12 protein-coding genes and 2 pseudogenes are annotated in these 13,687 nt (G+C 69.7%); 10 read left to right on the forward strand and 4 right to left on the reverse strand.

The annotated features are described in order from the left end of the window. Positions 1-101 precede the first annotated feature (101 nt). Both IH68_RS49645 and IH68_RS0106105 read right to left on the reverse strand, forming a co-directional pair. A complete protein-coding gene (locus IH68_RS49645) occupies positions 102-479 on the reverse strand; it encodes a WhiB family transcriptional regulator (protein WP_030929529.1) in 378 nt (125 codons plus the stop codon). Positions 480-653: 174 nt separating this feature from the next. Further along, a complete protein-coding gene (locus IH68_RS0106105) occupies positions 654-1,355 on the reverse strand; it encodes a DUF1707 SHOCT-like domain-containing protein (RefSeq protein WP_030929533.1) in 702 nt (233 codons plus the stop codon). 180 nt (positions 1,356-1,535) lie between these two features. Between IH68_RS0106105 and IH68_RS0106110 the strand changes: the two genes are divergently transcribed. The 6 genes from IH68_RS0106110 (at position 1,536) to IH68_RS0106135 (ending at position 10,546) form a co-directional block, all read left to right on the forward strand. Continuing rightward, the gene (locus IH68_RS0106110; protein WP_030929536.1) at positions 1,536-3,227 is read left to right on the forward strand and encodes a fumarate hydratase; all 1,692 of its coding nucleotides are present in this window, start codon (positions 1,536-1,538) and stop codon (positions 3,225-3,227) included. Between the two features lie 1,106 nt (positions 3,228-4,333). Next, complete coding sequence (locus tag IH68_RS57855) at positions 4,334-4,873, forward strand: SH3 domain-containing protein (protein WP_030929539.1); 540 nt, start codon at positions 4,334-4,336, stop codon at positions 4,871-4,873. A gap of 216 nt (positions 4,874-5,089) precedes the next feature. Beyond that, entirely contained in the window at positions 5,090-5,890 is an 801-nt protein-coding gene (locus tag IH68_RS51675) for a helix-turn-helix domain-containing protein (protein ID WP_234341245.1), read from the forward strand. A 79-nt stretch (positions 5,891-5,969) separates the two neighbouring features. Then, on the forward strand, positions 5,970-7,355 hold the full coding sequence (locus tag IH68_RS0106125; protein ID WP_030929545.1) for a class II fumarate hydratase: 1,386 nt from the start codon (positions 5,970-5,972) through the stop codon (positions 7,353-7,355). Between the two features lie 90 nt (positions 7,356-7,445). After that, the gene (locus tag IH68_RS0106130; protein WP_030929549.1) at positions 7,446-8,129 is read left to right on the forward strand and encodes a DUF402 domain-containing protein; all 684 of its coding nucleotides are present in this window, start codon (positions 7,446-7,448) and stop codon (positions 8,127-8,129) included. A 308-nt stretch (positions 8,130-8,437) separates the two neighbouring features. Beyond that, positions 8,438-10,546 (forward strand): SpoIIE family protein phosphatase, encoded by a 2,109-nt coding sequence (locus IH68_RS0106135; RefSeq protein ID WP_030929552.1) that lies wholly within the window; start codon positions 8,438-8,440, stop codon positions 10,544-10,546. 185 nt (positions 10,547-10,731) lie between these two features. On the opposite strand, the pseudogene IH68_RS57860 reads toward IH68_RS0106135, so the two are convergent. Continuing rightward, positions 10,732-11,189: pseudogene (locus tag IH68_RS57860) on the reverse strand (hypothetical protein); the annotation flags it as partial. A gap of 353 nt (positions 11,190-11,542) precedes the next feature. Between IH68_RS57860 and IH68_RS0106140 the strand changes: the two are divergent. Continuing rightward, entirely contained in the window at positions 11,543-11,959 is a 417-nt protein-coding gene (locus IH68_RS0106140) for a hypothetical protein (RefSeq protein WP_030929554.1), read from the forward strand. 134 nt (positions 11,960-12,093) lie between these two features. Here the strand turns inward: IH68_RS0106140 and IH68_RS57005 are convergent. Beyond that, positions 12,094-12,349: pseudogene (locus IH68_RS57005) on the reverse strand (IS5/IS1182 family transposase); the annotation flags it as partial. A 484-nt stretch (positions 12,350-12,833) separates the two neighbouring features. On the opposite strand from IH68_RS57005, the gene IH68_RS0106145 reads away from it, so the two are divergent. The 3 genes from IH68_RS0106145 (at position 12,834) to IH68_RS0106155 (ending at position 13,646) form a co-directional block, all read left to right on the forward strand. Further along, positions 12,834-13,067, forward strand: coding sequence for a hypothetical protein (locus tag IH68_RS0106145; protein ID WP_030929555.1), 234 nt, complete (start codon positions 12,834-12,836; stop codon positions 13,065-13,067). Between the two features lie 73 nt (positions 13,068-13,140). Then, on the forward strand, positions 13,141-13,326 hold the full coding sequence (locus IH68_RS0106150; RefSeq protein WP_030929556.1) for a hypothetical protein: 186 nt from the start codon (positions 13,141-13,143) through the stop codon (positions 13,324-13,326). 14 nt (positions 13,327-13,340) lie between these two features. Beyond that, positions 13,341-13,646, forward strand: coding sequence for a hypothetical protein (locus IH68_RS0106155; RefSeq protein WP_030929557.1), 306 nt, complete (start codon positions 13,341-13,343; stop codon positions 13,644-13,646). Positions 13,647-13,687 lie beyond the last annotated feature (41 nt).

A 13,687-nucleotide genomic window follows, 5' to 3' on the forward strand; every position in this document is an offset into this window, starting at 1 on the left:
ACGTGCAGCGCCGCCTGCCTCGAAGCGCACGGCAGCAGTGACAGCGGTGGGGCGCCCCCGGTGCGGTGGGGGCGCCCCATCGGCGTGTGTGCGGTGGGCGGTCAGCCCGCTGCTGCTATGCGGCCCTGGGTCCGTGCCGTCTTCTTCAGTTCCATTTCGCGGCGGCGCCTTCGCGCGAGGACCACGCGGCGTTCGGCGGCGGTGAGGCCGCCCCAGACGCCGTAGGGCTCCGGTTGCAGCAGCGCGTGCTCGCGGCACTCGACCATGACGGGACAGCGGGCGCAGACGCGCTTGGCCGCCTCCTCGCGGGAGAGCCGGGCGGCTGTGGGTTCCTTGGAGGGTGCGAAGAACAGGCCGGCCTCGTCGCGCCGGCACACCGCCTCGGTGTGCCATGGAGCGTCTTGGTCCCTGTCCCGCACTGGCACCCGCTGGGCCGGAACGGCAGCTACCTGCAGGGACGAATGCGGCGGTTGCAGCACGGTCTACTCCTGACGACGGCTTCGCGAGCGAGCGACGATGCAGCAAGGCCTACCCGCTGTGCGCGAGCCTATGCACTGAGTTCCGAACCGCTGGATTTCGCGTGCTCGTGAGCGCCCCGGGTGGGCGACCGCGGGTGGACCAATTCCCTTCGGGCGCACCCCGATTCGCAACCGTCAACGATCCAGGTGTTTGCGCAAACTCTTGTCGACCTTGTGCTGGACGCGGTCGAGGATGTCCGCGACGAGCTTGCCCCGCTTCGGCCGCGCCTCCACGCTGCCCAGCACGGCCCAGCCGTCGACATAGACCACCGGGGCGTTCGGATCGGTCGAGTCGAGGTTGTCCGCCTCGAAGCTGCCGAGCACGCCGCCGCCCATGCCGCGCAGCGACACGTTCTCCGGGACGCGGATCTCGACGCTGCCGCAGAACGAGAAGGTCTTGATCGCGACCTGCTGGTACTCGAAGAGGGCCTCGCTGAGGTCTATCTCCACGCTGCCGAAGATCGCGTACGCGTGGATACGGCGTCCCGCGCGCCAGCGGCCCTTGCGGACGGCGCTGCTGAACACCGCCACGACGTTGTCGTCCGGGTCGGCCGGGATCGCGCCCACCGTGGGGCGGTTCGGGGCGGCGGCGAAGGCGGGGGCCGCGCGGTGCTGGTGGGCCACGGGCAGGTCCCGTATGAAGACCTCCAGTTCGCCGACCGTCTTGGCGGCGAGCACGCCCTCGACGCGCTCGGCGTGCTCGTCGGCGGTCAGGCGCCCCTCTGCGAGGGCGTCGCGCAGGATGTCGGCGATGCGGTCACGGTCGGCGTCCGAGGCGCGCAGTTCGGAAACCCGCGGTGCCGTGTCCTGGGGTCGGTCGCTCTTCTGAAGGTCCACGACAGCAGCGTACCGAAACGCGATAGATCGCGACTACCCCTCATCGGGACCTGTGGAAAACCCAGGCGGTTCTCGAACTGAGCCTTACCTCACAAGCCCGGTGTCAGCGGCAGGTTCTACGCTGGTGAGCGCCCGCCAATGACGGCGGGCCGCCGTCTGTCGAGTGAGGAATGGGCTGAGATGCCTGAGTTCGCGTACACCGATCTGCTCCCCATGGGAGAGGACACCACCCCGTACCGGCTGGTGACCTCCGAAGGTGTGTCCACCTTCGAGGCCGACGGGCGGACCTTCCTCAAGGTGGAGCCGGAGGCGCTGCGCAAGCTCGCCGAGGAGGCCATCCACGACATCCAGCACTACCTGCGGCCCGCGCACCTGGCCCAGCTGCGGCGCATCATCGACGACCCGGAGGCGTCCGGCAACGACAAGTTCGTGGCGCTGGACCTGCTGAAGAACGCGAACATCGCGGCCGCGGGCGTGCTCCCCATGTGCCAGGACACCGGCACGGCGATCGTCATGGGCAAGCGCGGACAGAACGTCCTCACCGAGGGCGGCGACGAGGCGGCGCTGTCCCGGGGCATCTACGACGCGTACAAGAACCTCAACCTGCGTTACTCGCAGATGGCCCCGCTGACCATGTGGGACGAGAAGAACACCGGCTCCAACCTGCCGGCGCAGATCGAGCTGTACGCCACCGACGGCGGTGCGTACAAGTTCCTGTTCATGGCGAAGGGCGGCGGCTCCGCCAACAAGTCCTTCCTGTACCAGGAGACGAAGGCCGTCCTGAACGAGGCCTCCATGATGAAGTTCCTGGAGGAGAAGATCCGTTCGCTGGGTACGGCCGCGTGCCCGCCGTACCACCTGGCGATCGTCGTGGGCGGTACGTCCGCCGAGTACGCGCTCAAGACCGCCAAGTACGCCTCCGCGCACTACCTGGACGAGATCCCGGCCGAGGGCTCCGAGCTCGGCCACGGGTTCCGGGACAAGGAGCTGGAGGAGAAGGTCTTCGAGCTGACGCAGAAGATCGGGATCGGTGCGCAGTTCGGCGGCAAGTACTTCTGCCACGACGTGCGCGTGGTGCGGCTGCCGCGGCACGGCGCGTCCTGCCCCGTCGCCATCGCGGTGTCCTGCTCCGCCGACCGCCAGGCCGTCGCGAAGATCAAGGCGGAGGGCGTCTTCCTGGAGCAGCTGGAGACGGACCCGGCGCGCTTCCTGCCGGAGACGACGGACGCTGAACTCAATAGCGGCTCCGCCGCGAGCCTCGACGAGTCGTCGGACGTCGTCAGGATCGACCTCAACCAGCCGATGGAGTCGATCCTCGCCGAGCTGACCAAGTACCCGGTCAAGACCCGTCTCTCCCTCACCGGTCCGCTGGTCGTGGCCCGCGACATCGCGCACGCCAAGATCAAGGAGCGGCTGGACGCGGGCGAGGAGATGCCGCAGTACCTGAAGGACCACCCGGTGTACTACGCGGGCCCGGCGAAGACCCCCGAGGGGTATGCGTCCGGTTCCTTCGGGCCGACCACGGCCGGGCGCATGGACTCCTACGTCGAGCAGTTCCAGGCGGCCGGCGGCTCCAAGGTCATGCTCGCCAAGGGCAACCGGAGCAAGCAGGTCACGGACGCTTGCGACGCGCACGGCGGCTTCTACCTCGGCTCCATCGGCGGCCCCGCCGCCCGCCTCGCCCAGGACTGCATCAAGAAGGTCGAGGTCGTCGAGTACGAGGAGCTCGGCATGGAGGCGGTCTGGAAGATCGAGGTCGAGGACTTCCCGGCGTTCATCGTGGTGGACGACAAGGGCAACGACTTCTTCCAGGACCCGGCCCCGGCGCCGACGTTCACGTCCATTCCGGTCCGGGGTCCTGGGCTGGCCTAGTGTCCCGCGGTGCGGCGGGGACCGGATCTCGCCCCCGCCGCCCCTACCCGTCCCATCCCCCAGGGGCTCCACCCCTTCGCCCCCACCAGGGGCTCCGCCCCTGCACCCCGGCGGGGACTACGGCCCCCGCACCCCTCGCAGAGCTCCGCCCCTGCACCCGACTCGAGGCCAGCCCCCATATCCCCACGGGGCTGCGCCCCCGCACCACGATTCAGAGGGCAGCCCCCGACCCCGCGCCCCTGCTCCCCTGGCCCCGTCGCGGCGCGCCGACACCCCTGCGGGGCTGCATCCCTCGCAGGACTCCGCCCCTGCACCCGACTCGGAGCCAACCCCCACACCTCCACCGGACTCCGCCCCCCGCACCCCGACTCGGGGGCCGGCTCCCTGCTCCCCTGGCCCATTAGCGGGGCCCCACTGCACCCCGGCGGGGGCTGCTCCCCATCACCCCTCACAGCGCCCCGCGCCTGCACCTGACTCGGAGCCAGCCCCATAACCCCACAGGGCTCTGCCCCTGCCCCCCGGATTCGGGGGCCAGCCCCCCGCACCCTTCACAGGGCTCCGCCCCCGCACCCGACTCGGGGCCAGCCCCCGACCCCGCGACCCTGCTCCCCTGGCCCCTTCGCGGCGCGCCACCCCGACACCCCGGCAGGGACCGCATCCTCCGCACCCTCACAGCGCTCCACCCCCGCACCCGACTCGGGGCCAGCCCCATACCCCCACGGGACTCCGCTCCCTCCCCCCGCTTCGGGGGCCGGCCCCCCCGTACCCCTCACAGGGCTCCGCCCCCGCACCCCGGTCCGGGGGCCAGCCCCCGCCCCGTCGCCCCGCCCCCTGGCCCTTTCGCGGCGCGCCGTCCCCGCACCCCGCCGGGGCCCCACCCCGGACCCCGATCGGCCCGAACGGCCTCGTTCTCGAACGCCGGACGGACTGAAAGGCACAGTCCCGGGACGTCGTCGGCGTGGCCGTACTGGAGCGGTAACGCCTGGATGCCGTCCCAGTTCGTCCCAGGAACGGGCGGGACGGCATCTTTGCGAACTTCGCCGGAAACGCTCCGTGCTGACTGGATCACAGCCCGTGATCCGCAGGTCATCTCGGAGGGACAAACCATGATCCGACGCACACTGCGCAACGGCCTTGTGGCCGCGTTCGCGGTCGTCGCCGTCTTCCCGGTGGCGGCCGTCGCCTCCGCCGGGCCGGCCGCGCAGGCCCACGCCCTGAACTCCACTCCCCCGCAGATCTCCGTGCCGGTGTGGCAGCCGACCCCCGCGCCGTCCACACTGCCCGCGAGGCCGAAGGCGCCGAAGTGCCACCACGGCCGCCACCACGCGAAGGGCCGTGCCGCGCGCCACCACCGCCAGATGCGGCACATCCGGCACATCCGCCACATCCACGGCATTCGGCACATCGTCAGGAACCACACCTGGGGCTACGTCGCCACCCACCGTCTCCCGCTGAACGTCCGCTCCGGGCCGGGCACCGGCCACCGCGTCGTCGGCTCGCGGCCGGTCGGTTCCAGTGTGGCCATCACCTGCAAGGTGCGGGGCTCCGGCGTCCGCGGCAACCACCGCTGGTACCGGCTCACCCACCACAGGGGCTACGTCGCCGCCCGCTACGTGCACAACCTCGGTACCGTCCGCTGGTGCTGACGCCCCCTCGACGGTATACCTCCCGGCAGGCCGCACCAGCCTGCCGGGAGGCGCCGTCCGGTAATCGTCCGATCACACCCCCGGTCGGCGTAATCGCAGGTCAACTCAGTCAACTCCCCTTCATATTCCGGTGATCGCGGTATGGCCGGGCGCCGCCGCCGGGAACACATCAGGGCGGTCACCCCGGCATGGCGAGGGAGCGAGATGGAGAGCCACGTGACGGTCCAGAGGCAGCCGCTGCCCGACGCGTCGCAGGACGAAGGGCGGCTCCTGACGGAGCGGCTGCGTACCCTCAAGCAGCGGACGGGGCTGAGCCTGGCCGCCCTGGCCGCCGTCACCCCGTTCAGCAAGTCGACCTGGCACCGCTATCTGAACGGCGATCAGTTCCCGCCCCGGGCGGCCGTCGTGGCGCTCGGGCGGCTCGCCGACGCCGACATCGGCCCGCTGCTCGCCCTCTGGGACTCCGCCGCACGGGCGCAGGCCGACGGGGCGAGCATCGCGAAGCGGCAGCCGGTCCCGGCCGTGCCGCCGGTCGCCGTACGGCGCCGCCGCCTCCCGCGGCCGAGTCGCGCCGTCGTCGCCCTGGCCACCATGGCCGCCACCGTGGCGGTCACCGCGGCCGCCGCGGACGTCCTGGACCCCGGCCACGCCGCGGCGACCAGGACGGCCGCCTCCTGCCACGGCAGCGACTGCCAGGGAGAACTCCCCACCTCCGAGACCTGCGCCCGGGACGCCCGCACCGAGAGCAAAGTCGCCAGGCCCGCCGAGGTGGTGCTGCTGCGGTTCTCGCCGTCCTGCGCCACGGTCTGGTCCGAGCTGCGCACCCGGACGGGCGGTGCGCGGGAGATCTGGATCAGGTCGGGCCAGGACGAGCTGTCCGCGGAGTACCCGGGCGACAAGTCGGACGGATACAGCAGCCCGATGCTGGCCGCGCCGGACCCGCGCGGGGCACAGGCGTGCGCGGAGGTGGCCGAAAAGCCCGTCTGCACCGGCCGGTTCGGGATGCCCGGCCGCTGACGACCGGACCGGCTTGCGCAACGACCCCCGGCCGGCCCAAGGTCCGGAACATCCCCGCCTCCCCGATCGCTATACGGGCATGAGCGACTACCGCATCGAGCACGACTCCATGGGCGAGGTCCGCGTCCCCGCCGACGCCAAGTGGCGGGCCCAGACACAGCGTGCCGTCGAGAACTTCCCGATCTCCGGCCAGCGCATCGAGCGCGCCCACATCGAGGCCCTCGCCCGGATCAAGGGCGCCGCGGCGAAGGTGAACGCGCGGCTGGGGGTGCTCGACAAGGACATCGCCGAGGCGATCCAGGAGGCGGCCGAGGAGGTCGCCCGGGGCGACTGGGACGAGCACTTCCCGATCGACGTCTTCCAGACCGGTTCCGGCACCTCGTCGAACATGAACACCAACGAGGTCATCGCCACCCTCGCCACCGAGCGGCTCGGCAGGGACGTACACCCCAATGACCATGTGAACGCCTCCCAGTCGTCCAACGACGTCTTCCCCTCCTCGATCCACATCGCCGCCACCGCCGCCGTCACCCGCGACCTGATCCCCGCCCTGGAACACCTCGCCGGCGCCCTCACCCGCAAGTCCGAGGAGTTCGCCGACGTCGTGAAGTCCGGGCGTACGCATCTGATGGACGCCACACCGGTGACCCTGGGGCAGGAGTTCGGCGGATACGCGGCCCAGATCCGCTACGGCGTAGAACGGCTGTACGCCGCGCTCCCCCGCCTCGCCGAGCTCCCCCTCGGCGGGACGGCGGTCGGCACCGGCATCAACACCCCGCCCGGCTTCTCCGCCGCCGTCATCGAGGAGGTCGCCCGCGTCACGGGGCTCCCGCTGACCGAGGCGCGCAACCACTTCGAGGCGCAGGGTGCGCGGGACGGGATCGTCGAGACCAGCGGACAGCTGCGGACCGTCGCCGTCGGGCTGACCAAGATCGCAAACGATCTGCGGTGGATGGCGTCCGGGCCGCGGACCGGCCTCGCCGAGATCGCCCTGCCCGACCTCCAGCCCGGTTCGTCGATCATGCCCGGCAAGGTCAACCCGGTCATCCCGGAAGCCGTGCTCATGGTCGCCGCCCAGGTCGTGGGCAACGACGCCACCGTCGCCACCGCCGGAGCCGCCGGCAACTTCGAGCTCAATGTGATGCTGCCGGTCATCGCCCGGAACATCCTGGAATCGGTCCGGCTGCTCGCCAACGTCTCGCGGCTGCTCGCCGACCGGACCGTGGACGGCATCACCGCGAACCGGGAGCGCGCCCGCGAGTACGCCGAGTCCTCACCCTCCGTGGTCACCCCGCTCAACAAGTACATCGGCTACGAGGAGGCCGCCAAGGTCGCCAAGAAGGCGCTCGCGGAGCAGAAGACAATCCGCCAAGTCGTCCTGGAGAGCGGGTACGTGGAGCGCGGCGACCTCACGGTGGAGCAGCTCGACGAGGCTCTGGATGTCCTGCGGATGACGCGTCCGTAACCATTCTTCGCACCGTCGCGAACCGTGACGCGCGCCGCAGCGTCGTATGCCCGGGGCACCTAATATCTGTTCATGGCAGAGGGTGGAACGATGAGAGCGGAAGCGGACGCGGTTCCGGCGGTGCGGACGGGCTTCTGGGCCCCCGGGACACAGGTCCTGTGGCGCTACCGGGAGAACGCCGGCGAGCGCTTCCACATCGCCCGCCCCGTCACCGTCGTCCGGGACGACGACGAGCTGCTCGCCGTCTGGCTGGCACCCGGCACCGAGTGCGTGCGACCCGTCCTCGCCGACGGCACCCCGGTGCACGTCGAACCCCTCCAGTCCCGCTACACCAAGCCCCGTACCGTCCAGCTCGACCACTGGTTCGGCACCGGAGTGCTGAAGCTGGCCCGCCCCGGTGAGCCCTGGTCGGTGTGGCTGTTCTGGGAGCCGGGCTGGCAGTTCAAGAACTGGTACGTGAATCTCGAGTCGCCGCTGGTGCGTTGGGACGGCGGGGTCGACTCCGAGGACCACTTCCTCGACATCTCCGTGCACCCGGACCGCAGTTGGCACTGGCGTGACGAGGACGAGTTCGCGCAGGCCCAGCAGGACGGCCTGATGGACGCGTCGGCCGCCGAACAGGTGCGCAGGGCGGGGCGGTCCGCGGTGGAGGTGATCCGTGCCTGGGGCCCGCCGTTCAGCGACGGCTGGCAGCACTGGCGCCCGGATCCGTCCTGGGCTGTACCGTCTTTGCCGGAGGACTGGGACCGTACGCCCGCGCATGTGTCCACGTGAGACTCTTGATGCGCCCCCGGTACACAACCGTAGGATCGTCCTCCGCAAGGGTGCAGCAGCAACTGCCGGAGCATGCGCTGGGCTTGACCGATCGTCACCGAGGGGCGGCAGGACGTGAGCGAGGGGTACGAGGGCAACACCGGAACGGACCGTGAACGGTTCGCCGGTGGTAAGACAACAGCCTCTGACCACGCGGGAATTCCGTTCCGGGGACACGTATTCCGGGTATCGGGATTCCTGCGGGACCAACTGCGCTCGCGATGCGCAGCCCCGGACGGACGGATTCGACACGCGTGACGGAGCACCCCATGTCCTTCGAGCGCCCGCAGCCGGGCGCCGACCCCGCGGACCCCCGCGGGGCGCTCCTGCACACCCAGACGCCCTCCCCCACGGCCGCTTTACCCGCACAGGCGCGCACCGGGGAGACGCCGTCGACGCCGGGTACGGCGACGCCGTGCAGCAAGGGAAACAAGGGAAAGGACCCGGCCTCGCCCCCCTCGAACACCACCGGCCCCGAGCACTCGCAGCCCGCCGCCTCAGAAGCCTTGGAACCCGGCACGCACCGCCCGCGCCCCGTCCCCGAGGCCATCCCGGACCAGCCGGACGGCGAGCAGGACCGGCCGCAGGGGGCCGGCGGCCAGGAGCGCCGTACCGGGCAGGGAACGACAACGCCCGGGCAGCCCACGCCGATGCGGCGGGACGGCGACCGGCTGCGGTTCGTCGGCGCCGCGACCCGGCGCATCGCCCGCGGTATCGACCTCGACGAGATCGTCATGGGCCTGTGCCGGGCCACCGTGCCGACGTTCTCCGACGCGATCCTCGTCTATCTGCGCGACCCGCTGCCCGTCGGCGACGAGCGGCCCACCGGCCCGCTCCTGCTGCGGCTGCGGCGCACCGACAGGATCCCGGCGGAGCGGGACACCGAGGGCGGCTTCTCGCCCGCCCTGCAGCCGGAGCCGCCGGAGATGACGGGGCTCGACGCGGTCGGCGCCGAACTGTGCGAGGTACGGCCGGGCAGCGCGCTCGCCGAGGTGCTGCGCGGGGTCCGCCCGGTCTTCACGGACGCGCCCGCCGCCCGTGCCGCCCTGCCCGAACTCCTGGGCGACGGCGGCGAGTTCGTCGTACCCGGCGGACAGCGCGCGATCCTCGCCCCGCTGCGCGGCCGCCGCCGGGTGATCGGCGCCGCGCTGTTCCTGCGCCGCCCGGAGCGCATGGCCTTCGAGGCGGACGACCTCCTGGTCGCCGCCCAGCTCGCCACGCACAGCGCCCTCGGCATCGACAAGGCGGTGCTGTACGGCCGCGAGGCATACATCGCCGACGAGCTGCAGCGCACCATGCTGCCGGAGACCCTCCCGCGGCCCACGGGCGTACGGCTGGCGTCCCGTTATCTGCCGGCCGCCGAGACCGCGCGGGTGGGCGGCGACTGGTACGACGCGATCCCGCTGCCCGGCAGCCGGGTCGCTCTGGTGGTGGGTGACGTGATGGGCCACTCCATGACGTCCGCGGCCATCATGGGCCAGCTGCGCACCACGGCCCAGACCCTGGCCGGCCTCGACCTGCCCCCGCAGGAGGTCCTGCACCACCTCGACGAACAGGCCCAGCGCCTGGGCACCGACCGCATGGCGACCTGCCTCTACGCCGTCTACGACCCGGTGTCGCACCGCATCACCATCGCCAACGCCGGCCATCCGCCGCCGGTCCTGCTGCACCTGGGCGGCCGCGCCGAGGTACTGCGGGTGCCGCCGGGGGCGCCGATCGGCGTGGGCGGCGTCGACTTCGAGGCCGTAGAACTGGACGCGCCCGCCGGGGCGACCCTGCTCCTCTACACCGACGGCCTGGTCGAGTCCCGGCTGCGTGACGTGTGGACCGGCATAGAGCAGCTGCGCGAAAAGCTCGCCGCGACCGCACAGCTGACCGGGCCCGACCATCCGCCGCCGCTGGAAGCACTCTGCGACGAGGTGCTCGACATGCTCGGCCCGGGCGACCGGGACGACGACATCGCGCTGCTCGCCGCCCGCTTCGACGGGATCGCGCCGAGCGACGTGGCGTACTGGTTCCTGGAGCCCGAGGACGCGGCACCCGGCCGCGCCCGCCGACTGGCCCGGCGCGCACTCTCCCGCTGGGGCATGGAAGACCTCAGCGACTCCGTGGAACTCCTCGTCAGCGAGGTCGTCACCAACGCCGTCCGCTACGCGTCCCGCCCGGTCACGCTGCGACTGCTGCGCACCGACGTGCTGCGCTGCGAGGTCGGCGACGACGTACCGCAGCTGCCGCGCCTGCGGCAGGCACGGGCGACGGACGAGGGCGGTCGCGGGCTGTACCTGGTGAACAAGCTGGCCCGGCGGTGGGGGGCCACTCGGCTGAGCACCGGGAAGGTGGTCTGGTTCGAGCTCGGCAGCAGCTCGGTCCAGATCTGACGCGGTGGAACGAACCGCGCAGTGCCCGCCCGTGAACCCGGGCGGGCACTGTGCGTTCGTTCGTTCACCTCACTGGAAACGGGCCGCGCGGCGACGGCGGGCCGACTGGGCCGTGTCGACCAGGACTCCGGCTCCCGCTCCGGGCGTCTCGCCCCAGGAGCGGACCTTGGCGGCCACGCGTGCCGGCCGTGGGCGGTGCCGTCGGCCATGCCGAGTTCGTACTGGATCGCGTACAGCAGAGACTTGGCGACGTCGCGGGAGCGATGGCCGTCGCAGGGAATGATGTAAAAAGTCCTGTCGACTCATGTAGCGGCCGTTCATCCATTGCCGGATCCCGCGGATGCTCTCGGGCCCGCTGTTGACGTGACGTAGGCGTCCATGTTGAGCAGGCCCTTGAACACCTTGGGTTCGAGGCCGCTGCCCGGAAAGCACCGTCGACCCTCATTTCGGCCTTGAGCCTCGCCATGGACGACGCCACGCGGTCGCTGCAAAGGCCGTCGATGTCTCCGCCGTCGTAGCCCTTGCAGTACAGCGCGGACTGGATGATGCGGCAGAAATCGGCGGACAGGACCGCGCCTGCGTCAAGTTTCGGATACTTGGACTTGAGCGTGGAGAGAGTGGTGGGCCCGAAAGTGTTGGAGAGGTTGTTTTGCCGGCTTTACCCCTCGCCCGGTGAGCCGCACGAGGGGTCGCCATCACGGAGAGTTCCACGCCCGGCCAGGTTGAGGCGAAACTCAGCCATTTCCCATCGCGGGGAAACCTGACGGCACGGACCACTGGGCGACGCTTTTCAGCCATTCCGTCGGACAGGGAAATATACAGAGAGTAGCAATTTATCGCCGCGTGACGTACGTCACACCAAAAATAGCTCATGGGCAACCCGAACGAGCGTCACGTAAACCACTGGCGCCGCCCCGAGAGCTTGTGTATGTTGCAAAATCGCTGCACATTTCCGACCGTTTACACGGCACAACAGAAAAAAAGGGGGAATGACCGATGAAAAAGATCGTCAAACGGGGTGCTCTGGCGCTGATCGGTGCCGCGGTTCTGGCGGGCACCCAGGCCGGCGCCGCTTACGCGAATCAGTACGACCGGACCGCCTACTCCTACCCGTCGGGATCGCGGGTCGACTGGAAGGCGGACGGCGAGCACCTGCTCATCAAGGACACCGAGAAGGACGGACATTCCGCGGTCGCGCTCTTCCGCTGGTACGACGGGGGCGAACAGCGATTCCACACGTACACGTACTTCAACAGAGACGGCGTGGACTCGGTGCGCGACGTCAACTTGGACCTGTACGAGGGGACCACCGTCAATGTGAAGGCCTGCATCGGTGACTGGGCGGGAAGCCTGGAGGCCAGCGCGGACTCGATTCGGAACTGCACGAACGACTGGGTAGTCACACTCGCCTGAGCCGCAACGCTGCAGGGCACCCGGTGAACTACCGGGCGCCCTGCAGCGTGCCTACTTGGACCGTGTCCTACGGGGTGAAGCGGACGAGGCGCTTGTAGCAGCAGATTGCCGCGGCGAGACCGAGAAACGTCTCAGGCCTTGTCCGCGTGCAGGCGCTGGGGCTTGAAGTACCTGCCCTTGTGAGGGTTCGGTCCACGGGGCTCGGACCTGTGTGTTCGCCCCCTTTTCAGCCCTGACGTGCGCGGTGTCGAGAACGACGCGAGTCACGTCGATGAGGCCGGCATCGTCGAGCCGGTACAGCACGGTTTCGTGCAGGCGGCCCCAGACACCGGCCCTCGACCAGATCAGGAACCGACGGTGAGCCGTTGACTTCGATATGCCGAAGCACGGCTTTCATCAGGCTGCCGTTCGTGGCTTGACACGCTTGGCCGCCCGGCTCCCCGCGCACCGACGTGCTGCGCTGCGAGGTCTGCGACGACGTACCGCAGCTACCGTGCCTGCGGCAAGCACGGGCATCGTTCAAAGCGCTTGCCTGGCGTGTCCATGCCTCGTGTAAGGTGACCTCGCGATCGGCGACGCGGACTCGACCACTCCGGCTTCCTGAGCGCGTGAGCATCCAGGGGGACTCCCGCGCAGTGCACTTCGTGCTGCCCCCATTGGTATGCATTGGCACGTGGGGGATCGAGTTGCGTCTCAGAGGAATCAGTAGTCCGTCGGTCCTGGACGCCCTTCCGTACTGACCCTCCCCAAAGGTGCCCTGCCCACCCCCTGACCACTTCCCCGGGAGCGGGCAGGCCCACCCGCGCCTGGTCGTCCAGGCGGGGAACCCACTCAGCGAGAAACGGCGAATCAGTTCCCCGGAGACATCTGCTCGATGTTCTTCAAGAACTCCGGCGACTGGAACAAGAACATGTGGGGATCATTGATCGGCAACGCTCCGCCGATCTGGCAGGACATCGCGGCCGCGTTCTGCGCCGACGGCAGCGTCAAGCCGACCCACAAACAGGCCGACCGACCCTTCTACGGAGACGGCCCTGGCAACCGCCCGACAAGTGTCGTTCACTGCGACGACTCGGGCACGAATTTCACTGACAACCTGACACCCTGACAACGGGTGATCCAATTCCCGGGGCCGTTCCTGAGTCGGTTCGGTCCCGGGACCGCAGCAAGGGAGAGACAGCATGGGAGCAGGCCTCGGTTTCGTATTCATCCCGCTGTTCCTCTATGTGACACTGGTTCTGCTTCTGTGTGTGAAAATCGCCGACAAGACGTCCTGGAAAATGGGATGGCTGTTCGCGACGGCTCTCATCTTCTTTCCCGCAGTCGTCCTCACCCTCGCCGGCATGTACGAATCCGGCGCCTGGTAAAGATCAGGGAACAAATGAAATTCCTCATCATCGCCCTGTTCGTCGTGTTCCTGTGCGCAGCCTACGCATGGCCGGTGATTCCACTGGTGATCTACCCGCACAGCCGATGGCGTGGCTTTTGGGCAGCCCTCTACGGCTGCGCCGTGGCAGTCTTCTTCGGAATGGAATTCCGGTACACCAACCGGTTCATGGTGAGCGACTTCTTTGAGGCAGCGGTATACACCTGCACTGTCCGGGCGATCGCAGAAGCAACGGGCGTACTCGAGAAGCCTCGTCAAATCTGGCGAAAGCGCGAGCGTGAGCAGGGAATTTTCAGGTGAGCATGGTTATCGATATGTCCAAGGGGGCACCGACGCCAACT

The organism is Streptomyces sp. NRRL S-646 (genome assembly GCF_000720765.1).
GTDB lineage: Bacteria > Actinomycetota > Actinomycetes > Streptomycetales > Streptomycetaceae > Streptomyces.

Coding starts and splice junctions, on each gene's coding strand:
- IH68_RS0106110 (WP_030929536.1), top strand. CDS start 1,536: ATGCCTGAGTTCGCGTACACCGATCTGCTCCCCATGGGAGAGGACACC.
- IH68_RS0106140 (WP_030929554.1), top strand. CDS start 11,543: ATGAAAAAGATCGTCAAACGGGGTGCTCTGGCGCTGATCGGTGCCGCG.
- IH68_RS57855 (WP_030929539.1), top strand. CDS start 4,334: ATGATCCGACGCACACTGCGCAACGGCCTTGTGGCCGCGTTCGCGGTC.
- IH68_RS0106155 (WP_030929557.1), top strand. CDS start 13,341: ATGAAATTCCTCATCATCGCCCTGTTCGTCGTGTTCCTGTGCGCAGCC.
- IH68_RS0106135 (WP_030929552.1), top strand. CDS start 8,438: ATGTCCTTCGAGCGCCCGCAGCCGGGCGCCGACCCCGCGGACCCCCGC.
- IH68_RS0106150 (WP_030929556.1), top strand. CDS start 13,141: ATGGGAGCAGGCCTCGGTTTCGTATTCATCCCGCTGTTCCTCTATGTG.
- IH68_RS0106125 (WP_030929545.1), top strand. CDS start 5,970: ATGAGCGACTACCGCATCGAGCACGACTCCATGGGCGAGGTCCGCGTC.
- IH68_RS0106130 (WP_030929549.1), top strand. CDS start 7,446: ATGAGAGCGGAAGCGGACGCGGTTCCGGCGGTGCGGACGGGCTTCTGG.
- IH68_RS0106145 (WP_030929555.1), top strand. CDS start 12,834: ATGTTCTTCAAGAACTCCGGCGACTGGAACAAGAACATGTGGGGATCA.